This window comes from Flavonifractor sp. An306, assembly GCF_002159455.1.
GTDB lineage: Bacteria > Bacillota > Clostridia > Oscillospirales > Oscillospiraceae > Flavonifractor.
On the sequence record NZ_NFIQ01000027.1, the window covers coordinates 16,172 to 38,877 of the forward strand.

Below are 22,706 nucleotides of genomic sequence, written 5' to 3' on the forward strand. Positions count from 1 at the left end.
CGCCTCATCCCCGTTACCGGATGCAATGAGATGCGCCCTTTTCCGGCGCAGATCAGGGTGGTACCGTGGAGTGAACTCGCTCCGCCCCTGACATGGGGGCGGGGCTTATTTTTTTGCGAAAGAGGAGAATGTTTATGCCCAAGAAATTCGGTCTGAACGAACTGCGGGAGATGTTCCTGTCCTTCTTTGAGACCAAGGAACACCTGCGCCTGCCCAGTTTTTCCCTGATTCCCCAGAACGACGCCTCCCTGCTGCTCATCAACAGCGGCATGGCCCCCATGAAGCCCTTCTTTACCGGCGAGCAGGAGCCCCCCCGTCATCGGGTGACCACCTGCCAGAAGTGCATCCGCACCGGCGACATTGAGAACATCGGCCACACCGCCCGCCACGGCACCTACTTTGAGATGCTGGGCAACTTCTCCTTCGGCGACTACTTCAAGAAGGAGGCCATTCACTGGGCCTGGGAGTTTCTGACCTCCCCCGAGTGGGTGGGCCTGGACCCCAACCGCCTCTACCCCTCCGTGTTCGCCGGCAACGAGACCACCCCCGCCGATGACGAGGCCTTCCGGATCTGGAACGAGGAAATCGGCATTCCCGCCGACCGGATCTTCAAGTTCGGCAAGGAGGACAATTTCTGGGAGCACGGCTCCGGCCCCTGCGGCCCCTGCTCCGAGATCTACTATGACCGGGGCGAGCAGTGGGGCTGCGGCAAGCCCGACTGCACCGTGGGCTGCGACTGCGACCGCTATATCGAGGTGTGGAACATCGTGTTCTCCCAGTTCGACAACGACGGCGAGGGCCACTACACCGAGCTCAAGCAGAAGAACATCGACACCGGCATGGGCCTGGAGCGTCTGGCCTGCGTGTGCCAGGACGTGGCCTCCCTGTTTGACGTGGACACCGTCATGAACATCACCAACAAGGTGAGCGAGATCACCCACGCCCACTACGGCGAGACCGCCGCCAAGGACGTGTCCCTGCGGGTGATCACCGACCACATCCGCTCCGCCACCTTCATGATCTGCGACGGCGTGCTCCCCTCCAACGAGGGCCGGGGCTATGTGCTCCGCCGCCTGCTCCGTCGGGCCGCCCGCCACGGCAAGCTGCTGGGGGTCAACGAGCCCTTCCTCTACGAGGTGTGCGACACCGTCATTCACGAAAACGAGGGCCACTACCCCGAGCTGCGGGAGCGGCAGGACTATATCACCAAGGTCATCCGCACCGAGGAGGAGAACTTCTCCAAGACCATCGACGGCGGCATGAGGATTTTTGACGACATGCTGGCCGGCCACAAGGAAAAGGGCGAAAAGGTGTTCTCCGGCGCCGACGCCTTCAAGCTGTACGACACCTACGGCTTCCCCATCGACCTGACCATCGAGATGGTGGAGGAGCAGGGCATGACAGTGGACCAGAAGGCCTTCCAGCAGCTGATGCAGGAGCAGAAGGAGCGGGCCCGGAAGGCCCGGGAGGCCCTGGGCGACCTGGGCTGGGCCGGCGTGGAGTTCGGCAAGGACGTACCCGAGACCGAGTTCGTGGGCTATGCCAACACCACCATTGACAATGCCAAGATCGTGGCTCTGGTGGTGGAAAACGAGCAGGCCGAGGAGCTGATGCCCGGCGTGGAGGGTATCGTGGTGCTGGATAAGACCCCCTTCTACGCCGAGATGGGCGGCCAGGTGGCCGACCACGGCGTGATCACCGCCGGGGATGCCCAGTTCCAGGTCACCGACGTGCAGAAGAACAAGGGCGGCAAGTATATGCACTACGGCAAGCTGACCGGCGGCGTTCTGAAGCTGGGCGGCACCGTCACCGCCGCCATCGACGTGTCCCGCCGGAAGGCCATCATGCGGGCCCACTCCGCCACCCACCTGCTGGACAAGGCCCTGCGCACCGTGCTGGGTGACCACGTCCACCAGGCCGGCTCCCTGGTGGAGGAGGACCGGCTGCGCTTCGACTTCACCCACTTCTCCGCCATGACCGCCGAGGAGCTGGGTCAGGTGTCCGCCATGGTCAATGAGGCCGTGCTGGAGGGCTACGACATCCACACCGACGTGCTGCCCATCGAGGAGGCCAAGAAGCGGGGCGCCATCGCCCTGTTTGGCGAGAAGTACGGCGACACCGTCCGGGTGGTGGACATGGGCGAGGGCTACTCCGTGGAGTTCTGCGGCGGTACTCACCTGGACAACACCGCCAAGGTGGGCGTGTTCCACATCGAGAGCGAGTTCTCCGTGGCCTCCGGCGTGCGCCGGATCGAGGCCACCACCGGCGCTCAGTCCCTGAAGATCATGAACCAGAACCAGCAGAAGCTGTTTGAGACGGCCGCCGTGCTCAAGACCAAGCCCAGCGAGCTGCGGGAGAAGGCGGAGCAGACCATCGCCGAGCTGCGGGAGCTGCGCCACATGGTGGAGAAGTTCAAGGCCAAGGAGGCCGCCGGGGAGACCGACCGGTTCCTCATGGGCGGCCACGCCGTGGGCGAGCTGAAGGTGCTCACCGCTACCATGCCCCAGGCCGACGCTGCCAAGCTGCGCCAGATGGGCGATATGCTGCGGGATAAGCAGCCCAACGTGGTGGCGGTGCTCTCCGCCGTCAACGACGGCAAGATCACCTTCCTGGCCGTGTGCGGCAAGGAGGCCGTGGCCAAGGGCATCAAGGCCGGCGACCTGGTGAAGCAGGTGTGCTGCTGCTGCGGCGGCAAGGGCGGCGGCAAGCCGGACTCCGCCATGGGCGGCGGCTCCGATCTGCTCAAGCTGGACGACGCTCTGGCCCAGGTGGACAACTACGTGGCCGAAAAACTGGGCGTGTAAGACAACAAATAATACAAATAAGTGCCCGCGGAACCTGGTTCCGCGGGCACTTACTTTTTTCTTATTCCTCGTCCAGCATGGCCTGGGCCGCCGCCCGGATCACCTTGACCGCCGCATTGATGCCGATGCGGCTGTTGACGCACAGGTCATACTCCCGGCTCTGGCCCCACCGCCCGGTGGCAAAGTAGTTATAGTAGGACGCACGGGCCTTGTCCTGCCGGATCACATAGCACTCCAGATTAGGCTCGGTCACGCCATACTCCTCCCTGGCCCGCCTGATGCGCTGGTCAATGGGGGCGTTGACAAAGACCTTCAGCACATGGGGCTCCTCCCGAAGGATATAGTCGGCGCAACGGCCCACAATCACGCAGGACTCCCGGGCCGCCGCCTCCTTAATCACCTTGGCCTGGGCGATAAACACCTGGTCGGGGACGGAGGGGGTGGCTACCGTGGTGTACAGATCATACAAAAAGCTGTTGGTGGGCCGCTGATGCTCCGTATCCCGGATAAAATTCTCCGAGAAGCCGGTCTTTTTCGCTACCTCGGTGATGAGCTGCTTGTCGTAGAAGGTGATGCCCATCTCCTCCGACAGCTGCTTGGCGATCAAACGCCCGCCGGAACCATATTCCCGGCCGATGGTAATAACAATGTGCTTCATACGGACACCTCCTGTTCTGCCTTTAGTATAGTGCATTTTCACCCTTCCGTCAAAGGGGATTTTCTTTTCCCCTCTCATTTGCAACTCTTCTGTAAAATTGGTGCACTTCCCTCCAAACTGTTCGGCCTTTTTTCGTCAAATCTGCAATTTTATATTTTTCTCTTGCATTTTCAGATTGGCTGCATTATAATAACTTCATCGTGAAAAAGTGAGCGCATTCTCCCGGTTTATGCCGGAAAATTCGGCAGGTCTGTAAGGCCGCCACACAAAGGGGTTTGGCAATATGGCATTTACGATCAGCAATTCTTATCTCCAGGGTATTTACGACGGCGTCTGCAAGAAGAATTCCCATGAGCCCGAGTTCCTTCAGGCCGTGGGCGAGGTGCTGGAGTCCCTCCAGCCCGTGTTCAATCAGAAGCCCGAGCTGGCCAAAATGGGCATCATGGACCGCATGGTGGAGCCCGAGCGCAGCCTGCTGTTCCGGGTATCCTGGGTGGACGATAAGGGCCAGGTTCAGGTAAACCGGGGTTACCGCGTGCAGTTCTCCACCGCTATCGGCCCCTCCAAGGGCGGCCTGCGGTTCCATCCCTCCGTCAACCTGTCCATCATCAAGTTCCTGGGCTTTGAGCAGGTGTTCAAGAACTCCCTCACCGGCCTGCCCATGGGCGGCGGCAAGGGCGGCTCTGACTTCGACCCCAAGGGCAAGAGCAGCAACGAGGTCATGCGCTTCTGCCAGTCCTTCATGACCGAGCTGCAGCGCCACATCGGCCCGGATACCGACGTGCCCGCCGGCGACATCGGCGTGGGCGCCCGTGAGATCGGCTATCTGTTCGGCCAGTATAAGCGTATCCGCAACGAGTTCAGCGGCGTGCTCACCGGCAAGGGCCTGACCTACGGCGGCTCCCTGGTGCGCACCGAGGCCACCGGCTACGGCCTGTGCTACTTCACCGACGAGATGCTCAGAGCTGCCGGAAAGTCCTTCCAGGGCCAGAGCGTGGTGATCTCCGGCTCCGGCAACGTGGCCATCTACGCCAACCAGAAGGCCACGCAGCTGGGCGGCAAAGTCATTGCCATGAGCGACTCCAACGGCTACATCGTGGACGAAAACGGCATCGACTACAAGGTGATCCAGGAGATCAAGGAGGTCAAGCGGGCCCGGATCAAGACCTACCTGGACTATGTGCCCACCGCCAAGTATTATGAGGGCTGCCAGGGCATCTGGACTGTCCCCTGCGGCATTGCCCTGCCCTGCGCCACCCAGAACGAGCTGCCCCTGGAGGGCGCCAAGGCTCTGGTGGAGCACGGCTGCTTCGCCGTGGCCGAGGGCGCCAATATGCCCTCCACCCCCGAGGCTGTTGCCTATTTCCAGGAGCACGGCGTGCTGTTTGGGCCCGCCAAGGCGGCCAACGCCGGCGGCGTGGCCACCTCTGGCCTGGAGATGAGCCAGAACTCTATGCGCCTGAGCTGGAGCTTTGAAGAGGTGGACCAGAAGCTCCACGGCATCATGACCAACATCTACCACAATGCCGCCAAGGCTGCCGAGGAGTACGGTATGCCCGGCAACTTTGTGGCGGGCGCCAACATTGCCGGCTTCATGAAGGTGGCCGACGCCATGATCTGGCAGGGTGTCTCCTACTAAGCAGACGCCAAAACGACAAACCAGCTTATCGAGGAGGGACGTGGCATTGCCGCGTCCCTCCTTTGGGTCGGCCACCGGGGCCCCATCGCAGATGGGGCGGCGCGCAAGCGCCGTACAAGCGTTTTGCCAAAGGCAAAACCTTGATGCCGGGCGGATTCACTCCGCCCGAGCAGATTAAATTTTTGGGATCCCCAACATGCCCTGCATGTTGGGGCTGGCCGACGCCATGATCTGGCAGGGTGTCTCCTACTAAGCAGACGCCAAAATGACAAACCAGCTTATCGAGGAGGGACGTGGCATTGCCGCGTCCCTCCTTTGCGTCTGTCCTTAGAATTCGGCGCATCTCTTCGTCTTCTGCCGCCTTTCCGCTTGTGCTTTCTTCTGCTTTCCTGTATCATAATGTCTGTTGACAAGCATTTATTTGAGGTGACTGTATGCTTCGAATTCAAAATATTGCCCTTTCCCTGGACGGCGGCATTCCCCAGCTGAAAAAGAAGGCCGCCCGGATCCTGGACCTCAGACCGGAGGCCATCACCGGCCTCACCCTGGCCCGGCAGTCCATCGACGCCCGTAAAAAAAGCGACGTCCACTATGTCTGTACGGTGGACGTCGCTGTAACCGACGAGGAGAAGGTCCTGGCCCGGTGCCGGGACAGGCGGGTCAGCCTGCACCAGGACATCCCCTACGCCTTTCCCCCGGTGCGGCGGAGCTCCCCCCTGCCGCCAGTGGTGGTAGGAATGGGCCCGGCAGGCCTGTTTGCCGCCCTCTTTCTGGCCCGGAACGGACTGGCCCCCATCGTACTGGAGCGGGGCCGCCCGGTGGAGGAGCGCACCGTTGACGTGGAGCGCTTCTGGTCCACCGGCCAGCTGGACCCCGCCTCCAACGTGCAGTTCGGCGAGGGAGGCGCAGGCACCTTCTCCGACGGCAAACTGAACACCGGCACCCACGACCCCCGGATCGCCACTGTGTTCCGGGAGCTGGTGGCGGCGGGAGCTCCGGCAGACATTCTGTACCAGCACAAGCCCCACATCGGCACCGACGTGCTGCGGGACGTGGTAAAAAACATCCGGCTGGAGCTGCTCCGGCTGGGGTGTGATGTGCGCTTCGGCCACAAGCTGTCGGGGCTGACCCTCCGGGACGGCGCAGTGGCCGGGTTGACGGTGGAGGGCCCTCAGGGCGCCTACCAGCTGCCCTGCGACGCCCTGGTGCTCTCCCCCGGCCACTCCGCCCGGGACACCTTCCAGATGCTCCATGAGGCGGGAGTACCCATGGAACAGAAGGCCTTTGCCATCGGGGTCCGCATTGAGCATCCCCAGAGCGCGGTCTCTCTGGCCCAGTTCGGCCCGGCCTGGGAAAAACTGCCCGCCGCTGACTACAAGCTGTCCTGCCATCTTCCCAACGGCCGCTCCGCCTTCACCTTCTGCGTCTGCCCCGGCGGAGAGGTGGTGGCCGCCGCCTCGGAGGAGGGGCGGCTGGTAACCAACGGCATGAGCCGCCGGGCCAGGGACGGGAAAAACATCAACGGCGGATTTCTGGTAGGGGTCAACCCCGCCGACTTCGGCTCGGACCACCCTCTGGCGGGGGTGGCCTTCCAGCGGCATTGGGAGGAGGCCGCTTTCCGGCTGGGAGGCGGCGGCTATCTGGCCCCCGCCCAGACCGTGGGCGATTTCCTTGCAGGGCGGCCCTCTGTGCGGCTGGGTTCAGTGGAGCCCACGTACCGCCCCGGCGTGATCCCCACCGAGCTGGACCGCTGCCTGCCCGGCTACGTCGCCGACACCCTCCGGGGTGCGCTGCCGGTGTTTGACCAAAAGCTCCGGGGCTTTGCCGCCCCCGACAGCCTGCTGACCGGGGTGGAAACCCGCTCCTCCTCTCCACTCCGTATTATCCGCAGAGAAAATTTCCAATCTGTAATCACTGGGCTCTATCCCTGCGGCGAAGGAGCCGGATATGCCGGCGGGATCACCTCCGCCGCTGTGGATGGCATCCGGGTGGCCGAGGCGGTAGCCAGCCAGTAGAGGACCCTGGCTCAGTTGCGGTAGGTCCCTTTGAGGGTGGCCTGCTCCAAAACGTGTCCCTCCATCTGGCGGAACATCTCGTGGAACCAGAACCCGTCCTTCAGCTCCAGAAGGGTGTCCAGAGCGTAGACGTGTAGCTCATAGGTATGGGGCTCATTGGGCGGGGCCATACCCCCGTAGCATGCGCACAGAGCGGGGTCCTGCCGGCCGCCCTGGATGCTCACCCAACTGTTCAGGCCCTGAACAAAGTCAGGGTTGTTCTGGCTGGCATCCTCCTCCACCTTGGTGCTGGTGATATTGGCCGCCACCCAGTGGACCCAGGCAAAGCCCCCGCTCACCGGACAGGCGTCCTTGTCCTCCAGAAAAAGGGCGAAACTCTTGGTACCCTGGGGGGCGTCGTGGATCTCCAGGGGGAGGGAACAGGTGGGTACGCCGTTTTCATTGTGCTGCTGGCCGTGTTTTCCATAGCGGTCGTGGATCACGCCGTCTACAATACCATGACTGGTTACTCTCATTGGAAACATCCTCCTTTGATGATCTGCCCGGTCATCATAGCAAGATTTTCCCTCCACGTAAATTACCCACTTTTTCGTGGGTATGCCCCCTACAGTAACCCTCGCTCCCGCAAGGGCTCCTCCATGCCATGCTCCTTCATGTAGTCGATGCCGATCTCCTGCATGATGGTGAGGGCGGCCAGCACCCGTTCCCCCTGGGGCCGGGTGAGAAAATAGCTGGTCTTGAGGGGATAACCACCGGACACCTCCTTGTCCACAAAGCCGAAGGCGGCCAGCTCCTTCAGGTGCTCCAGCAGCATCTTTTGGGTGATCCCGTCGATGTCCCGCTCCAGCTGGGCCAGAGTGGTCTTGCCCAGCCGCAGCCGCCAGAGAATGATGGGCTTCCACTTGCCCTTGAGCATATCGTGGGTCAGCTCCAGCGGGCAGGTAAAAGTCTCTCGTAATTTCATCATATCCCCTCCCCATTTTGCTGGGGCCAGTATATCACAGGGCTGGGTCGCCGTCGAGGGCACGCGGGGGATTTTTTCTTTTCCATGCAATCATCCGCCCTGTTCAGGTGTGTTATGATTGGAAAGGAGAGAGCGCCATGGCCATGCAGCTCCGGGGGGACGCCCCCTTCTCCTACGGGATGGAACACTATCTGGATACGGTTTACCGGGCGGCCTGTCACAACGCCCCCACCATAGAGGACGCGGAGGATGTGACCCAGGAGGTCTTTGAGGCCCTGCTGCGCAGCGGCAAGGCCTTTGCCGACGGTGAGCACCTGAAGGCGTGGCTGCTGCGGGTGGCCATCAACAAGTGCAGAAACCTACACCGGGCCAAGCGGTCAGAGGAGGTACCCCTGCCGCCCCAGTTCCCCGCCCCGCCGGGGACGGACGGCTCGGTGCTGGACGAGGTGCGGGCTCTGCCGGAGCCCTACCGCAACGCCATCTACCTGCACTACTTTGAGGGCTACACCGCCAAGGAGATCGGGGAGATTCTGGGGGCCAAGCGGAACACCGTGCTGTCCTGGCTGGCCCGGGGACGGCAGGCCCTCCGGGAGCGGATGATCGGAGGCTTTGAGCATGAATAGATTGGATTACATGGTCCAAGTGGAGGATCTCCACGCCTCCCCGGAGCTGCGCAGCCGGCTCACGGCTCTGGCCGGGGAGGTGAAGCGGCCCCGGCGGCGGCTGAGGCCCTGGATGGGGGTGTGCGCCGCTCTGGCGGTGGTGTTCCTTGGAGTGGGGGTGCTGAACGGAACCATCCCCCTGCTGCGGATCGGAGGCAGCTCCGGAAGCGGCGGCGGTGGTCACGACGAGGCCTCCACCTTCATGTCCTACGCCGGCCCCATCTTCCCCCTGACCCTGGGGGAGGAAAACGACAGCATCACGGCGGAGCGGAACACCACATTGGACTTTTCCCCCTGGGAGCCGGTTTGGGTGGAGTCGGAGTACCGGGAGGAGGGGGGCTACTGGAGCCGCTCCTCCGACATTCTGGTGACCGATTCCTACACCCTGACCAATTCCTCCGGAGAGGACCAGGCGGTGACGGTTTTGTACCCCTTTGTCTCCGGGCTGTATGAGACAGACCGCCTGCGGCCTGTTCTCACCCTGAACGGCAGGGAGCTGCAGACGGAGCTGCGCATCGGCACCTACTCCGGCTCCTTTGAAGGGGCCTGGGCCGGTACCATTGGCGGCGATCCCGACGGCAGCGTCAACCTGAACTACGCCGATGGCTGGGAGGACTACCAGGCCCTGCTGGCGGACGGCAGCTACCTGAAAAACGCCCTGGGGCCCGGTCCGGACGTGACCGGCGTGCCGGTTACCGTCTACAGGCTGACCAACCCCTACAGCCCGCCCAAGGACGAAGAGGCGGGGATCACCAATCCCTCCCTACGGGCCACCTTCCATCTGGACTACAGCAAGACCAAAATTCTCACCTACGGCTTCCACGGCGCGTCTTTCGACCCTGAGGGCGGGATCATGCTGCAGGACTTCTCCATCCCCCAGCCGGGCGACAGGGACTGCGGCACGAAAGCCTACTACCTCATTGCCGTTGGGGAGGACATCCAGGACCTGACCCTCCAGGGTTTTGCCACGGGCCGTCTGGACGAGGAGGCCGTGCCTCTGGACGGCTGCGGAGCCACGGTGGAGCGGTACGAGACCAACCTGGACGCGGCGCTGCGGGAAATCCTGCCCCAGCACCTGGACCTCCTTGAGATGGAGGGGCACACGCCCACGGGGCTGACCTTTGAGCAGGTCTACCGGGCCTTTCTGGAGCAGCTGCTCTCCTACGGGGTGCTGTCTGATCACACGGCGGAGCGGTACGACTCCGGCTGGCTGGAAAACATTGAGGAGGGGCTGGACCGGGTGTGCTGGCTGGAGGCCCAGGTCACCATTCCCGCCGGGGAGAGCGTCACGGTGGAGGCCAGCTTCACCAAAGAGGCCAGTTTTGACTACGCCTGCGCCGACACCAAAAATCGGGGCGTATACGGCTACGACCTGGTGACGCAGCTGGGCTCCAACCTGACCTGCACCGGGCAGACCGCCACCCTGGAGGACCGGGGACTCATCGAAATTGTCCGGCAGAACTTCGGCTTCGACCTGGAAAACGGGGTGAATACCGTCACCCTGGACCCGGCCCACGAGCACTACTATCTGGAGGTACGCCGCATCACGGAATAGCAAAAAATGTGCCGCCCCGGCCGGGGCGGCACATTTTTCTTGGTTCAGCGCTGCTGCATGGGCACATAATCGGCGTGGGTGCCTACATATTTATAGGCCGGGCGGATGATCTTGCCCATGTTGATGAGCTCCTCAATGCGGTGGGCGGACCAACCGGCGATACGGGCCATCGCGAAGATGGGGGTATACAGCTCCAGGGGCAGGTCCAGCATGTGGTACACGAAGCCGGAGTAAAAGTCCACGTTGGCGGACACGCCCTTGTACATCTTCCGCTCCCCGGCGATGACCTCGGGCCCCAGCCGCTCCACCATGGAGTAGAGCTCGTATTCCTCGTTGCGGCCCTTCTCCCGGGACAGCTTCTCCACAAAGGAGTGGAGCAGGTTGGCGCGGGGGTCGGACAGGGAATACACCGCATGGCCCATGCCGTAAATGAGACCGGCCTTGTCAAAGGCCTTCTTGTCCAGCAGATCCTGGAGGTAGCGGCGCACCTCGTCCTCGTCCTTCCAGTCCTTCACCTGCTCCTTCATGTCCTCAAACATGCGCACCACCTTGATGTTGGCGCCGCCGTGCTTGGGACCCTTCAGGGAGGCCAGGGCGGCCGCCATGCAGGAGTAGGTATCGGTACCGGAGGAGGTAACCACATGGGTGGTGAAGGTGGAGTTATTGCCGCCGCCGTGCTCAGCGTGGAGGGTCAGACAGATGTCCAGCACATGGGCCTCCCAGAAGGAGTAGGTGGAGTCCGCCCGCAGCAGCGTGAGGATGTTCTCCGCCGCCGACAGCTCCGGCCGGGGGGCGTGGATATACAGGCTGCTGCCGCTCTTGTAGTTCCAGGCCTGATAGCCGTAGACACTGAGCATGGGAAACAGGGAGATAAGCTGCACGCACTGGCGCATGACGTTGGGCAGGGAGATATCGTCCGCCCGGTCGTCATAGGAGGCCAGATTGAGCACGCTGCGGGCCAGGGAGTTCATAATGTCGTGGCTGGGGGCCTTCAGGATCACGTCCCGCACAAAGTTATTGGGCAGGGACCGGTAGTAGGACAGCTGCCTGGTAAAGCTCTCCAGCTCCTCCTGGTTGGGCAGATGGCCCAGCAGCAGCAGATACGCGGTCTCCTCAAAGCCGAACCGGCCCTCCTTCAGCGCGCCCTCCACCAACTGCTCCACATCGACCCCGCGGTAGTAGAGCTTGCCGTCGCAGGGCAGCTCCTCCCCGTCCACAATCTTCTTGGCCACGATGTCGGAGACCTCGGTGAGGCCCGCCAGCACGCCCTTGCCATTCAGGTCCCGCAGGCCCCGCTTTACGTCGTACTTTACAAAGTCGTCCGGATCAATGCTGCTGTTGCGCAGCGCCTGGGCCGCCAGCGCCTCGATCTCGGGGGTGATGTCGCAGTAGTTCGGATTGCTCGCCATAGAAAACCTCCATTCTCGTCCGTGCCAACACAGCCCCCTGCGGGCTGTGACATTTCTGATAAGAAGGATATCATAAAAATGTTACCATTTTATGAATCAAAACGCAACCTTTCTTGCAAAAAACGGCGGAGCTCCCTCCGCCGTTTTGATTCAGAACAGGTCCTTCCGCTTCAGCAGGATGCCGGCGATCACGATGGCCACCGCCGCCACCGCCAGGGGAATCCACCAGAACTGGTCCAGGGGCAGGCCGGTGGTGATGTTCATGCCGTAGAAGCCGAAGATGATATTGGGTATGGTAAGCAGGATCGTGATGGAGGTCAGCACCTTCATGATCACGTTCAGGTTGTTGGAGATCACGCTGGCAAAGGCATCCATCATACCCGAAATGATGGAGGAGTAGATATTGGCCATCTCAATGGCCTGGCGCACCTCAATGAGCACGTCCTCCAGCAGGTCGTGGTCCTCCTCATAAAGGGTAATGATGCGGCCCCGGAGGATCTTCTCCAGGGTGACCTCATTGGCCTTCAGGGAGGTGTTGAAGTAGACCAGTGACTTCTCCAGGTCCAGCAGCTGGATGAGCTCCTTGTTCCGCTGGGATTTGTACAGCTGCCGCTCCATATAGTTGTAGATCTTGTCAATCTGCTTCAGGTACTGCAGAAAGCGCTTGGCCACCTGGAGGAGCATATACAGGATAAAGCTGGTGCGCTTCTGGGTCTCGGCATTGCGCACCAGGCCGTCCTGAAAGTCCTTGAGAATGGAGGTCTCCTTCAGACAGACGGTAATGATGTGCTTCTGGGTGACGATGATGCCCAGAGGGAGGGTGGAGTACACCACCGCGTCGTCCTTCTCCACCGAGGGCACGTCGATGATAATGAGGGTCTGGCCGTCCTCGGTGTCGATGCGGGAGGTCTCCTCCTCGTCCAGGGCGGCCCGGAGGAAGGTGGGCTCCACCCCCAGGGTCACCGCCACCGTGTTCAGCTCGTCCTCGCTGGGGTAGGTCAGGTTCACCCAGCAGCCGTCCTGGACGGAATCCAGCCGGGTCATTTTTCCATTGATGGTCTTGTAGATGGAAAGCATTCCGCTCACGCCTTTCTGGGCGCGGGGGCCAAAAGGGCAAAAAAATCCCCGCAGCCTGTTTCTAGCCGCCCCCGCGGGTCTCCCCGCCAGGGCACGCGGCGTCCAGGCGTGCGGGTCCGCCGGCCTTGCCGGTCAGACGGGGAGCCTGCGCGCCGCGTTTGGTACACTGTATGCTCGACTCAGAGAGTCACCGCTCACGGCGCATATCACTCCCTTATCATGTGTTGTCAGGTTCATTATATGCCTTTTCTTTCGGGATTGCAAGGCTCTCTCGTTCAGGCAAGCCGCCGCGGGGCCATGGGCCCCACGGCGGCTCCGGATTGCTCGGCTGCTCAGCGGCCGCCCCGGTTGAAGATCTTGAAGATATCCTCAAAGGGGTCGTCCGCAGAGGGGGCGGCAGCGGCGGGCTCCTTCTTCTGCTCGCTCTGCTCCTGTCCCGCCTGCTGCTCCCGGTTCTTCTTCTCCTTCTCCCCGGCGTTGGAGAACAGATTGTTGGGAATATTGTCCTCCCGCTCCTCAAAGCCGGTGGCAATGACGGTGACCCGCACCTCGTCCTCCAGGGTGTCGTCGAAGGTGGCGCCGAAGATGATGAGCGCGTCGGGATGGGCGGCCTCCTGCACCATGTTGGCGGCCACGTCCACCTCGTCCAGGCCGATCTCGGTGGAGCCGGTGACGTTGACCAGCACGCCCTTGGCCCCGTTGATGGAGGTCTCCAGCAGAGGGCTGGAAATGGCCATCTTGGCCGCCTCCTCCGCCCGGTTCTTGCCGGCGGCCCGGCCCACGCCCATGTGGGCCATGCCGGCGTTCTGCATCACGGCGGTGACATCGGCAAAGTCCAGGTTGATAAGGCCGGTGTTCTTGATGAGGTCGGAGATGGACTGCACCGCCTGGCGCAGCACGTCGTCGGCGATCTCGAAGGCGTTGGCGAAGGTGATCTTCTGGTCAGTGGCCAGCTTCAGCCGCTCATTGGGGATGATAACCAGGCTGTCCACCCGGGTGCGCAGCTCCTCAATGCCCTTTTCCGCCTGCATCATCCGCCGGCGGCCCTCAAAGTTGAAGGGCTTGGTGACCACGCCCACCGTCAGGATACCCATTTCCTTGGCGATATCCGCCACAATAGGGGCCGCGCCGGTACCGGTGCCGCCCCCCATGCCGGCGGTAATAAACACCATATCGGTCTCCTCCAGCGCCTTGGAAATGGCGCTGCGGCTCTCCTCGGCAGACTTGCGCCCCACCTCCGGGTCGCTGCCCGCGCCCTGACCGCCGGTAAGCTTCTCGCCGATCTGAATCTTTACAGTAGCGCTGGACACATCAAGCGCCTGCTTGTCCGTATTCACCGCGATAAAATCCACACCCTTGGTCCCGGTCTTGACCATCCGGTTGACCACGTTGTTGCCGCCCCCACCAACGCCGATGACCTTGATGGTAACGACGGTATCGGGACCGGTATCCAGCCCAAACGCCATAATTGTTCCTCCTATGTAAAACGAATTCGTATTATCTCTCTATTTATGGGCAGAAAAATGAGCTATTTTGTACCCTCACCCTCCAAAGAACCCATATCTTGTTTTATTTTATCCCTCTTTTGCTTGGAGGTCAATAGCTCCCGCCGGATTTCCGCAAAGTTTTGGAACATTCTCGTTCCAAAGGCCACCACCGCCGCCAGGTAAAGGGGAATCCCCAGATTCTGGCCCAGCCAGGTGAGAAACACCGCGATAAGAGCATTTCCCACCGTGCCTGAGAGAAAGACATCCAGCTTGAACTCCCCGGCCACTCTGGCCCGGAAGCCCCCCAGGGCGGAGTCCAGCGCCGCCAGCAGCCCGGCGGCGGCATAGAGAGAGTATTGACTGGGAATGGCCCAGGGGAACAGAAATCCCGCCGCCAGACCCGCCAGCAGTCCCACCAGCTCCAGCATTACTCCTCACCCTCCTCCTCGCCCGGCGTCACGGTATGGGCGTATTGATACTCTACGGTCCCGTTGTACTTGGGGATAAGCAGCAGGTCGCTGGGGGTCACCTTCACCGTGATCCCCCATTGGCTGAGCACGTCCACCACCCCGTTGCGCATGGTCACGGCGTTATACAGGGTATCCGGGTCGCCGATGGCGAAGATGACGTAGGGGGCGGCGTATCGCCGGCCGTTCACCGTCACCACCGCTCCAGTGCAGCGCACCTCGCTGGTGGCCAGCAGCCGCTCCCCGTTGAGGGAGATGGCCTCCGCCCCGGCGGAGCGCAGCTCGTTGATCACCGACAGCAGATCGTTGTCGTGGATTAAGTAGTCGGCCTCGTCGCCGGTGACGTTGGTGGAGCTGGAGTCCTCCAGGATCACCGTCACCCCCGGCCCCTCCACGTCAGTGAGGCCGGCGGTGATCTCCAGCTTGTCCAGCTCGGCCCGCAGGGCCTCGCTCCCCTCATCGCCGGAGGCCGCCTGGTCCCGGTAGAGGGCCAGCTCGCTCTGGAGCTGCTCCACCTGGTCGGCCAGGCCGTCCTTCTGGTCCATCAGCTCGTTGTACAGATTCTGCAGGGTCTCCAGCCGGCTGGCGGTGGCGGCGTCTGCCGCCCCGGTGAGCTTAACCCCCCGCAGCTGGGCCGCCAGCAGAAAGCCAACGATGGCGCAAACCACCACCACCGCCAGTTCCCCTTTGCTGCGCCGTTTCTTTTCATTCATCCGCATTGTTCTCTCCTTGTGGGCTCTCGCTGGCCGCCGGCGGCTCGGTCTCCCCGCCGCCCTCTCCTTCCGGAGTGGGGTCGGGCTGGCCGGGCAGCCACCGGTCGGGCAGCAGGTGGGTCACCCTGCCCTCGTAGTTTTGGTCCAGGGTGCCGGAGCGGGCGATCCCCCGCTCATCCATGCTCTCCAGGGCCCGTTTCAGCTCATAGGTCTCCTGGTCAAAATCCCCGTTCAGGGGGAAAATCACCGTCAGGTCCGCTCCATAGCCAAAGCGGATTTCATTTTCACTGCTCAGGTCCACAAAGCCGGTAAGGCTGCCGGTCATCTGCATCTCTCCGATGGCGGTAAAGAATTCCCGCAACCGGTCCAGCTTGTTCTGCTCCTCGGGGGCCACCGTCAGCCGCCCGCCCACCGACGGGTCCAGAGGGGTTAGCCCCATGACCTGGGGCAGATTTTCGGTGAGGGAGGAGTCCCCCGCCTCCAGGATCTTGCACCGGTGGTCCAGCAGCCAGCAGGTTCCCCCGCTCTCCACCCAGGCCACCGGCACGCTCTCTGTGACGTAAAACACCAGAGTGTCGGGCAGCTTGCGCTGAATGGATAGATCGTCCACATAGGGCAGGCGGGTGAGAATCTGGGAGATCATATGGCTTTTGTTCAGAGCGAACAGGTTGTCCCCCTGCTGCACGCCGGAGGCGGCGATGACCTCCTCCGCCGTATAGCGGCTGTTGCCCTCCACCAGCATGGTGTTCACCCGGAAAAACACCACGCAGCCCAGGATAATGGCGGCAAGGATGAGCAGAATGGACAGCAGCTTATAGAGGCCGCCGAAGCGTCCCCGGTTGCGCCGCCTTCCTTTTCTGCTCCTTCTTGCCGCCATGCCTTCGGTCTCCTGTCTGTTTGCTTCTTTCCTATACTATCTCACAAAAAGCATAAAAATGTGTAAAGATGCTCTTACGTTTTTCTGTCCTCCGCCACACGGCGGATCCGGGCCCCCAGGGCGGCCAGATCCCCTTCCAGGCACTGGTAGCCCCGGTCGATGTGGTGGAGGTCCTCAATCCGGCTCTCCCCCTCCGCCCCCAGAGCGGCCACCACCAGGGCGGCTCCGCCCCGCAGGTCGGAGGAACGGACCTGAGCGCCGTGGAGCCGGGGCACCCCGTACACCACCGACACCCGGCCCTCCACCCGGATGTCCGCCCCCATGCGAATGAGCTCATCCACATGGCGGTAGCGGCTTTCAAACATGTTTTCCACAAACACTGTGCAGCCGCTGCCCTTGCACAGGGCGGCCATCACCGGCGCCTGAGCGTCGGTGGGAAAACCGGGATAGGGCGCCGTGCGGATGGGCCGCACCCCCTTCAGCGGTTTATCCCGGCGCAGGGAGATCACCCCCGGCTGGCTGCGGACGGCACACCCCGCCTCGGTGAGCACGGCGGTAACGGTGGACAGGGTGCGCCAGTCCACCCCGGTCACCTCCACCTCGCCCCCGGCGGCGGCCGCCGCCGCCAGATAGGTACAGGCCACGATCCGGTCGGCCATGACGGTATACGACCCGCCGTGGAGGGGCGCGCCCCCTTCAATGGTGATCACCGAGCTGCCCGCCCCCCGCACCCTGGCTCCCAGGGTGAGCAGGAAGTTCTGCAGGTCCACGATCTCCGGCTCCCGGGCGGCATTGGTAATGGTGGTGGTCCCCTTGGCGCACACCGCCGCCAGCATGGCGTTCTCGGTGGCCCCCACACTGGGCAGGGACAGCACGATGTCCGCCCCGTGGAGGGCGCCCTGACAGAGCATCCCTCCCGGCTCCTCGGTGATGGTCCCCCCCAGGGCCCGGATGGCCGCCAGGTGGAGGTCGATGGGCCGGGGGCCCAGCTCGCACCCCCCGGGGGCGCACAGGCTGGCCCGTCCCATCCGGCCCAGCACCGCCCCCAGGAAGATCACCGAGGAGCGCATCTCCCGCATGAGCCGGTCGGGCACATCCCACCGGGTGGGGGCGGAGGCGTCCACGATGACCGCCGTCCCCTCCCGCCGGGCGGAGCAGCCCAGATGGCGCAGGATGGCCAGGGAGGCCTCCACGTCGGACAGGTCGGGACAGTTATGGATGACGCACTCCCCCGGGGCCAGCAGGGCGGCCGCCAGGATGGGGAGCACACTGTTCTTGGCCCCGTGGACCGCCACGGAGCCCTTGAGAGGGAAGCCTCCCTCCACCAGATATGTACTCATATGCCTTCCTCCGCACTTGGGTTTTGGTACGCCATCCTATGCGGAGGAGGGAATCGGGGTTCATTTTCTCTGTTTTTTGCCCAGCAGGCCGGAGAGCACGCCGTATATCTGCTCCGCAGCGTCGGGCACCGCCATGGCCCGCAGGGCCGCCCCCATAGCCTCCCGCCTGTCCTTGTCGTTCAGGATCCCGGCGGCGGTCTGGTAGAGCTTTTCGCCGGAGCTCTCCCCCTCGGGCAGCAGCACCGCGCCTCCCGCCTGCTCCAGCACCCGGGCGTTCTTGGTCTGGTGGTCGGCCACCACGTTGGGGGATGGCACCAGAATGGAGGGCTTGGCGATAGCAGTGAGCTCGGAGATGGTGGAGGCCCCCGCCCGGCAGAGCACCAGGTCGGCGGCGGCCATCACCACCGGCATATCGTAGATATACTCCCGCACGTCGATGGCGGGGTGGCTGGCCGGATCGGCCCCCTTCTCCTTCAGGGCGGCCATCACCCGGGCAAAATCCCGGCCCGCCCCATGGATATGGTGAAAAGGCTCCCCGTCCCGGCACTCCAGAGCGATGAAGTCCATGATCTGGCGGTTCATCTCCTCTGCCCCCAGGCTGCCCCACACCGAGAGCACCAAGGGCCGCTCGTCGGTGAGGCCCAGCTTGGCCCGGGCCTCCTTCCGGGTATACTGGAAGAAGTCCCCCCGCACCGGGGTACCGGTGACCACCACCTTGGAGGGGTCGTCATAGTGGTTCTTGCTCTCGGCAAAGCCCACCATCACCACGTCCACCACCTTGGACAGAGCCTTGGTGGTCAGGCCGGGAACGGCGTTGGACTCGTGGACGGCGGTGGGGATGCCCCGGGCGGCGGCGGCATTCACCACCGGATAGGAGGCATAGCCGCCGGTGCCCACCACCAGGTCGGGCTTGAACCGGTCCAGAATGGCGTTGGCCTGCTTCTTGGACTTGTTCATGTTCAGCAGGGTTTTCATATTGTGGCCAATGGCCGCCGGGGAAAAGGAGCGGCGGAAATTGGTAATGGTCACCGTCTCGATGGGGTAGCCCTCCTTGGGCACCAGACGGGTCTCCATTCCCCCGTCCGCCCCCACGAAGAGCACCTCACAGCCCGGATTGCGAGCCTGGAACATCTGGGCCAGGGCCACCGCCGGGTTCACGTGGCCCGCGGTCCCGCCGCAGGTAAAGAGGATTTTCATACTTCCACTTCCCTCTCGTAAACAGTCTATTCTTGTCTGGGCGCCGAGATCTGCCGTGACACCGACAGCACCATACCCATTTCCGCCAGCTGGATCATCAGTGCTGTGCCTCCGTAGCTGAAGAAGGGCAGGGAAATGCCGGTGGTGGGCAGCAGATTGGTGACCACCGAGATATTGAGGAATACCTGCACCGCCAGCAGGGTGGTGATGCCCACCACCAGCAGGGAGCCGAACCGGTCCCTGGCGTGGACGGCCAGCCAGTAGCCCCGGATGATCAGCAGCACGAACAGCAGAATCACGATGGCCGCCCCCACGTACCCCAGCTCCTCGCAGACGATGGCGAAGATGAAGTCGTTTTCCGGCTCGGGCAGGTAGAGGAATTTCTGGCGGCTCTTGCCCAGGCCCAGGCCCAGCAGGCCGCCGGAGCCAATGGCGTACAGAGACTGGATGATCTGATAGCCGCCGTCCTGGGGGTAGGCCCAGGGGTCCTTCCACACCAGAATACGGGTGGACTGGTAGCCCTGCATGGACAGGGCCAGCAGCAGACCCATAGCGCCGCCACCCAGGGCGAACCAGTAGAGCTTGATGCCGGCGGCAAAGAGCACCGCCGCCGCCCCCGCCAGGATCAGGATGGTGCCCGACATGTGGGGCTCCATCTTCATGAGGATGACGATGAGCAGCAGAATGGCCCCGTAGGGCACCAGCTCCAGAAAGCCGATGCGGTCCAGCCAGGCCACCGGGCCGCTCCAGAAGGAGCGGGGGCTCAGGCGGACGGGCTTTTCCTGGTTGCGCTTGCTCAGCCGGGCGGAAAAGTACATGATGACCCCCACCTTGGCGATCTCCGAGGGCTGGAAGGCGGGGATGGGGCCGATGGAGCGGATCCACCGGCGCACGTTGTCGCTGCGCTCGGTATGTATCCCGGGAATGAGCACCGCGATGAGCAGCAGGATGGCCACCGCCAGCACAAATACCGACATCCAGCGGAAGGTCTGGTAGTTGATTTTGGATACCACAATCATGATGGCCAGACCCGCCACGGCAAACAGGGCCTGCCGGAAAAAGTAATAGGTGGGGTCGCCGATCTTGCTGTCATAATAGGCGGTGGCAAAGGAGGCGGAAAAGACCATAACCACGCCGATGCCGGTGAGCAGCACCACCAGCATAAGGAAGGGCAGGTCCAGGGGTCCCCGGGCCAACTGCTGCTCCATGGTCAGGTCGCGCTTGCGTATTGCCAATCCAGTTCGCCTCCTTCAGCGGGAAAAAACGGGGTTCAGGCCCAGCGCCCCAGCACCCCCCAGTAGGCCAGCAGGCAGGCCAGCAGGGTGATGCCGGAAAAGACACACACCAGCTTCACCTCACTCCATCCCCCCATCTCCAGGTGGTGGTGGAGGGGGGCCATGCGGAAAATCCGCTTGCCATGGGTGAGTTTAAAGTATCCTACCTGTATAATATCAGAGAGAGTTTCCGCAATGTAGATAATGCCCACCAGGATCAGCACCAGGGGAATGTCCAGGCCAAAGGCCAGCCCGCACACCGCGCCGCCCAGGAACAGGGAGCCGGTGTCCCCCATGAACACCTTGGCGGGGTGGAAATTATAGATCAGGAAGGCCAGCAGACCGCCCAGCAGGGCGGCGGAAAAAATACCCAGCTCATCGTGGCCCCACAGCACCGCCACGGCGGTGAAAAAGGCCATCACCGGCACGGTGACCCCGGCGGCCAGGCCGTCGATACCATCGGTAATGTTGACGGCGTTGACGCACCCCACCATGACAAAGGCGGCAAACACCATATACAGAGGCCAGGGCACCGCAATGGTGACATTGACAAAGGGAATGTAGAGATCAGGAGTCAGATAGCCGAAATTGCGCAGCAGCACGGTAAACAGCACCGCCGCCGCCAGCTGAAGCAAAAACTTCTGGGGGGCGGTGAGGCCGGTATTCTCGTGCTTTTTTACCTTGAAATAGTCGTCGATATAGCCGATCAGTCCAAATACCAGGGAGAACAGGAACACGAACACCCCGCCCAGAATCCCATTGGTATAATCCGGCCAGCCCAGCACGGCCACCAGTACGGCGGTACCGAAAATGAACATAAGCCCGCCCATGGTGGGGGTACCCTGCTTGGTCATGTGCCAGGTGGGGCCGATTTCCTTGATGGACTGCCCCGCCTTCATCCGCCGCAGCACGGGGATCAGGGCGCGGCCCGCCAATGCGGTGACGAGGAAAGCCGCCACACAGCTGATGATGATCCTCAACATCTCTTTTGCAACCTCCAAAGCCTCTCACAGCTCAATTTGATCCGTTCCAACCGAACCGGGTAGGTATTTTATCATAAATGGCTTGGGCTTTCCACTCAAAATAGTAACAAATTTCCCGGCTTATTTGGCAAACCACGCGGCGATTTCCTCCCGCTCATCCAGGTGGTGCTGTACGCCGTTGATCTCCTGATAGGTCTCGTGGCCCTTGCCCGCCAGCACCACCGTGTCGCCGGGCTCTGCCAGGGAGAGGGCCAGAGCGATGGCGCGCCTTCGGTCGGGCTCCACATGGCGCTGGGCCGGGGTGCCCTCCATCCCCGCCAGAATGTCCCGGATGATGGCCTCCGGATCCTCGGTGCGGGGGTTGTCGGAGGTGACCACCGCCACGTCGGCCAGGTTTCCGGCGATGGCCCCCATCTGAGGCCGTTTGGACCGGTCCCGGTCGCCGCCGCAGCCGAACAGGCAGAGCACCCGGCCGCTGGTAAAGTCCCGGACGGTGGTGAGGATATTCTCCAGGGCGTCGGGGGTGTGGGCGTAGTCGATGAGCACGGTGAAGTCCGCCGGCACCGACACCACCTCGATCCTGCCCTTGACCCCGTGGGCGCGGGCCAGAGCGCCGGCGCAGTCATTCAGAGTCAGACCCAGCGTCACCCCGCAGGAGAGGGCGGCCAGGGCGTTATAGATGGTAAAACCGCCCGGAATGGCCAGCTTCACCCGGGCAATGGCCTCCATGGTCACCGCCTCGAACTCCACCCGCTGGGGAAAGAGCCGCAGGTTTTTGGCGGTGAGATCCGCCTCGTCCCGCCGCTCGGAGTAGGTGAACACCGGGCAGGGGGCGGTGGCGGCGTAGTACCGCCCGGCCTCGTCGTCCAGATTGAGCACCGCCGTGTCGCACTGGCGGAACAGCAGGCCCTTGGCGTCCCGGTAGGCCTCCATGGTCCTGTGAAAGTCCAGGTGGTCCTGGGTCAGGTTGGTAAAAATGCCTGCGGCAAACCGGATGCCGTCCAGCCGGTGGAGCACCAGGGCGTGGGAGGAGGCCTCCATCACCACATGGGTGCAACCGGCGTCCGCCATGTCCCGCAGCAGCTTCTGCACCTCCCAGGACTCGGGGGTGGTGCGGTGGGCGGGGAGGACCTCCTCCCCGATCATGTTCTGGTTGGTGCCGATCAGGCCCACCCTGGCCCCCAGCACTCCCTCCAGCATGGCTTTCAGGAGATAGGTCGTGGTGGTCTTGCCGTTGGTGCCGGTGACCGCCAGGGCGGTCAGCTCCCTGGCCGGATGCCCGAACCAGTTGGCCGACACGATGGCCAGGGCCGCCCGGGGATCAGGGGTGACCAGCCAGGGTCCCTCCCCTTCCGGCGGGGTGCGGCAGAGCACCGCCGCCGCCCCCCCCTTCAGAGCCTGTTGAATGTACCTGTGGCCGTCGGTCTTGTACCCCGGCAGGGCCACAAACAGACAGCCGGGGCTCATCTCTCGGGTGTCATAGCAGATGCCGGAAATCTCCAGGTCCGGCGCCCGGCGGGCGGTGAGGGTCACCCCCGCCAGCACCTGATTCAGCCGCATCTTTCCACCCCGCTTTTCCTCCTTG

Annotated in this window: 19 protein-coding genes; 5 read left to right on the forward strand and 14 right to left on the reverse strand. The window is 62.9% G+C overall.

The genetic code is table 11. From position 1 onward, the window contains the following. Positions 1 to 134: 134 nt before the first annotated feature. Positions 135 to 2,804: an alanine--tRNA ligase gene (alaS, locus tag B5F88_RS08530; RefSeq protein WP_087344326.1), complete on the forward strand. Its 2,670-nt coding sequence runs from the start codon at positions 135 to 137 to the stop codon at positions 2,802 to 2,804. A 61-nt stretch (positions 2,805 to 2,865) separates the two neighbouring features. Here alaS and B5F88_RS08535 read toward each other — a convergent pair whose 3' ends face one another. Then, entirely contained in the window at positions 2,866 to 3,462 is a 597-nt protein-coding gene (locus tag B5F88_RS08535; protein WP_087344329.1) for a cytidylate kinase-like family protein, read from the reverse strand. 283 nt (positions 3,463 to 3,745) lie between these two features. Here B5F88_RS08535 and gdhA point away from each other — a divergent pair, with 283 nt between their 5' ends. Continuing rightward, positions 3,746 to 5,101, forward strand: coding sequence for an NADP-specific glutamate dehydrogenase (gdhA, locus tag B5F88_RS08540; RefSeq protein ID WP_087344332.1), 1,356 nt, complete (start codon positions 3,746 to 3,748; stop codon positions 5,099 to 5,101). A gap of 434 nt (positions 5,102 to 5,535) precedes the next feature. Further along, complete coding sequence (locus B5F88_RS08545) at positions 5,536 to 7,116, forward strand: FAD-dependent protein (RefSeq protein ID WP_087344337.1); 1,581 nt, start codon at positions 5,536 to 5,538, stop codon at positions 7,114 to 7,116. Between the two features lie 11 nt (positions 7,117 to 7,127). Here B5F88_RS08545 and B5F88_RS08550 read toward each other — a convergent pair whose 3' ends face one another. Both B5F88_RS08550 and B5F88_RS08555 read right to left on the reverse strand, forming a co-directional pair. Next, entirely contained in the window at positions 7,128 to 7,631 is a 504-nt protein-coding gene (locus tag B5F88_RS08550) for a YbhB/YbcL family Raf kinase inhibitor-like protein (RefSeq protein WP_087344340.1), read from the reverse strand. Between the two features lie 89 nt (positions 7,632 to 7,720). Then, the gene (locus B5F88_RS08555) at positions 7,721 to 8,080 is read right to left on the reverse strand and encodes a helix-turn-helix domain-containing protein (protein WP_087344343.1); all 360 of its coding nucleotides are present in this window, start codon (positions 8,078 to 8,080) and stop codon (positions 7,721 to 7,723) included. A 137-nt stretch (positions 8,081 to 8,217) separates the two neighbouring features. Here B5F88_RS08555 and B5F88_RS08560 point away from each other — a divergent pair, with 137 nt between their 5' ends. Beyond that, positions 8,218 to 8,703, forward strand: a complete 486-nt coding sequence (locus B5F88_RS08560; RefSeq protein ID WP_087344345.1) for an RNA polymerase sigma factor — start codon at positions 8,218 to 8,220, stop codon at positions 8,701 to 8,703. Further along, on the forward strand, positions 8,696 to 10,297 hold the full coding sequence (locus B5F88_RS08565) for a hypothetical protein (RefSeq protein ID WP_140402078.1): 1,602 nt from the start codon (positions 8,696 to 8,698) through the stop codon (positions 10,295 to 10,297). Before B5F88_RS08560 ends, B5F88_RS08565 begins: the two co-directional genes overlap by 8 nt. A gap of 44 nt (positions 10,298 to 10,341) precedes the next feature. On the opposite strand, the gene B5F88_RS08570 is transcribed toward B5F88_RS08565, so the two are convergent. The 11 genes from B5F88_RS08570 to B5F88_RS08620 form a co-directional block, all read right to left on the reverse strand. Beyond that, positions 10,342 to 11,706, reverse strand: a complete 1,365-nt coding sequence (locus tag B5F88_RS08570) for a citrate/2-methylcitrate synthase (protein ID WP_087344350.1) — start codon at positions 11,704 to 11,706, stop codon at positions 10,342 to 10,344. Positions 11,707 to 11,856: 150 nt separating this feature from the next. Beyond that, complete coding sequence (locus B5F88_RS08575; RefSeq protein ID WP_191396571.1) at positions 11,857 to 12,783, reverse strand: magnesium transporter CorA family protein; 927 nt, start codon at positions 12,781 to 12,783, stop codon at positions 11,857 to 11,859. A 332-nt stretch (positions 12,784 to 13,115) separates the two neighbouring features. After that, positions 13,116 to 14,249, reverse strand: coding sequence for a cell division protein FtsZ (gene ftsZ, locus B5F88_RS08580; protein WP_087344353.1), 1,134 nt, complete (start codon positions 14,247 to 14,249; stop codon positions 13,116 to 13,118). Positions 14,250 to 14,311: 62 nt separating this feature from the next. After that, positions 14,312 to 14,698, reverse strand: a complete 387-nt coding sequence (locus B5F88_RS08585; RefSeq protein WP_087344356.1) for a DUF1290 domain-containing protein — start codon at positions 14,696 to 14,698, stop codon at positions 14,312 to 14,314. Further along, on the reverse strand, positions 14,698 to 15,450 hold the full coding sequence (locus B5F88_RS08590) for a DUF881 domain-containing protein (RefSeq protein WP_242959693.1): 753 nt from the start codon (positions 15,448 to 15,450) through the stop codon (positions 14,698 to 14,700). Before B5F88_RS08590 ends, B5F88_RS08585 begins: the two co-directional genes overlap by 1 nt. Further along, positions 15,443 to 16,327, reverse strand: a complete 885-nt coding sequence (locus B5F88_RS08595) for an FtsQ-type POTRA domain-containing protein (RefSeq protein ID WP_087344362.1) — start codon at positions 16,325 to 16,327, stop codon at positions 15,443 to 15,445. Before B5F88_RS08595 ends, B5F88_RS08590 begins: the two co-directional genes overlap by 8 nt. A 74-nt stretch (positions 16,328 to 16,401) precedes the next feature. Next, positions 16,402 to 17,667, reverse strand: a complete 1,266-nt coding sequence (murA, locus tag B5F88_RS08600; RefSeq protein ID WP_087344365.1) for a UDP-N-acetylglucosamine 1-carboxyvinyltransferase — start codon at positions 17,665 to 17,667, stop codon at positions 16,402 to 16,404. A gap of 60 nt (positions 17,668 to 17,727) precedes the next feature. Then, positions 17,728 to 18,864, reverse strand: coding sequence for an undecaprenyldiphospho-muramoylpentapeptide beta-N-acetylglucosaminyltransferase (gene murG / locus B5F88_RS08605; protein ID WP_087344368.1), 1,137 nt, complete (start codon positions 18,862 to 18,864; stop codon positions 17,728 to 17,730). A 26-nt stretch (positions 18,865 to 18,890) separates the two neighbouring features. After that, on the reverse strand, positions 18,891 to 20,099 hold the full coding sequence (locus tag B5F88_RS08610) for a putative peptidoglycan glycosyltransferase FtsW (RefSeq protein WP_242959695.1): 1,209 nt from the start codon (positions 20,097 to 20,099) through the stop codon (positions 18,891 to 18,893). Positions 20,100 to 20,134: 35 nt separating this feature from the next. After that, positions 20,135 to 21,121, reverse strand: coding sequence for a phospho-N-acetylmuramoyl-pentapeptide-transferase (mraY, locus tag B5F88_RS08615; protein ID WP_087344371.1), 987 nt, complete (start codon positions 21,119 to 21,121; stop codon positions 20,135 to 20,137). 120 nt (positions 21,122 to 21,241) lie between these two features. Beyond that, the gene (locus B5F88_RS08620; protein ID WP_087344374.1) at positions 21,242 to 22,681 is read right to left on the reverse strand and encodes a UDP-N-acetylmuramoyl-L-alanyl-D-glutamate--2,6-diaminopimelate ligase; all 1,440 of its coding nucleotides are present in this window, start codon (positions 22,679 to 22,681) and stop codon (positions 21,242 to 21,244) included. Positions 22,682 to 22,706: the final 25 nt, after the last annotated feature.

What these genes read in the sequence shown, in the direction of transcription:
- alaS (WP_087344326.1), top strand. Translation starts at nt 135, where the DNA reads ATGCCCAAGAAATTCGGTCTGAACGAACTGCGGGAGATGTTCCTGTCC.
- B5F88_RS08535 (WP_087344329.1), bottom strand. Translation starts at nt 3,462, where the DNA reads ATGAAGCACATTGTTATTACCATCGGCCGGGAATATGGTTCCGGCGGG.
- gdhA (WP_087344332.1), top strand. Translation starts at nt 3,746, where the DNA reads ATGGCATTTACGATCAGCAATTCTTATCTCCAGGGTATTTACGACGGC.
- B5F88_RS08545 (WP_087344337.1), top strand. Translation starts at nt 5,536, where the DNA reads ATGCTTCGAATTCAAAATATTGCCCTTTCCCTGGACGGCGGCATTCCC.
- B5F88_RS08550 (WP_087344340.1), bottom strand. Translation starts at nt 7,631, where the DNA reads ATGAGAGTAACCAGTCATGGTATTGTAGACGGCGTGATCCACGACCGC.
- B5F88_RS08555 (WP_087344343.1), bottom strand. Translation starts at nt 8,080, where the DNA reads ATGAAATTACGAGAGACTTTTACCTGCCCGCTGGAGCTGACCCACGAT.
- B5F88_RS08560 (WP_087344345.1), top strand. Translation starts at nt 8,218, where the DNA reads ATGGCCATGCAGCTCCGGGGGGACGCCCCCTTCTCCTACGGGATGGAA.
- B5F88_RS08565 (WP_140402078.1), top strand. Translation starts at nt 8,696, where the DNA reads ATGAATAGATTGGATTACATGGTCCAAGTGGAGGATCTCCACGCCTCC.
- B5F88_RS08570 (WP_087344350.1), bottom strand. Translation starts at nt 11,706, where the DNA reads ATGGCGAGCAATCCGAACTACTGCGACATCACCCCCGAGATCGAGGCG.
- B5F88_RS08575 (WP_191396571.1), bottom strand. Translation starts at nt 12,783, where the DNA reads ATGCTTTCCATCTACAAGACCATCAATGGAAAAATGACCCGGCTGGAT.
- ftsZ (WP_087344353.1), bottom strand. Translation starts at nt 14,249, where the DNA reads ATGGCGTTTGGGCTGGATACCGGTCCCGATACCGTCGTTACCATCAAG.
- B5F88_RS08585 (WP_087344356.1), bottom strand. Translation starts at nt 14,698, where the DNA reads ATGCTGGAGCTGGTGGGACTGCTGGCGGGTCTGGCGGCGGGATTTCTG.
- B5F88_RS08590 (WP_242959693.1), bottom strand. Translation starts at nt 15,450, where the DNA reads ATGAATGAAAAGAAACGGCGCAGCAAAGGGGAACTGGCGGTGGTGGTG.
- B5F88_RS08595 (WP_087344362.1), bottom strand. Translation starts at nt 16,327, where the DNA reads ATGGCGGCAAGAAGGAGCAGAAAAGGAAGGCGGCGCAACCGGGGACGC.
- murA (WP_087344365.1), bottom strand. Translation starts at nt 17,667, where the DNA reads ATGAGTACATATCTGGTGGAGGGAGGCTTCCCTCTCAAGGGCTCCGTG.
- murG (WP_087344368.1), bottom strand. Translation starts at nt 18,864, where the DNA reads ATGAAAATCCTCTTTACCTGCGGCGGGACCGCGGGCCACGTGAACCCG.
- mraY (WP_087344371.1), bottom strand. Translation starts at nt 21,121, where the DNA reads ATGTTGAGGATCATCATCAGCTGTGTGGCGGCTTTCCTCGTCACCGCA.
- B5F88_RS08620 (WP_087344374.1), bottom strand. Translation starts at nt 22,681, where the DNA reads ATGCGGCTGAATCAGGTGCTGGCGGGGGTGACCCTCACCGCCCGCCGG.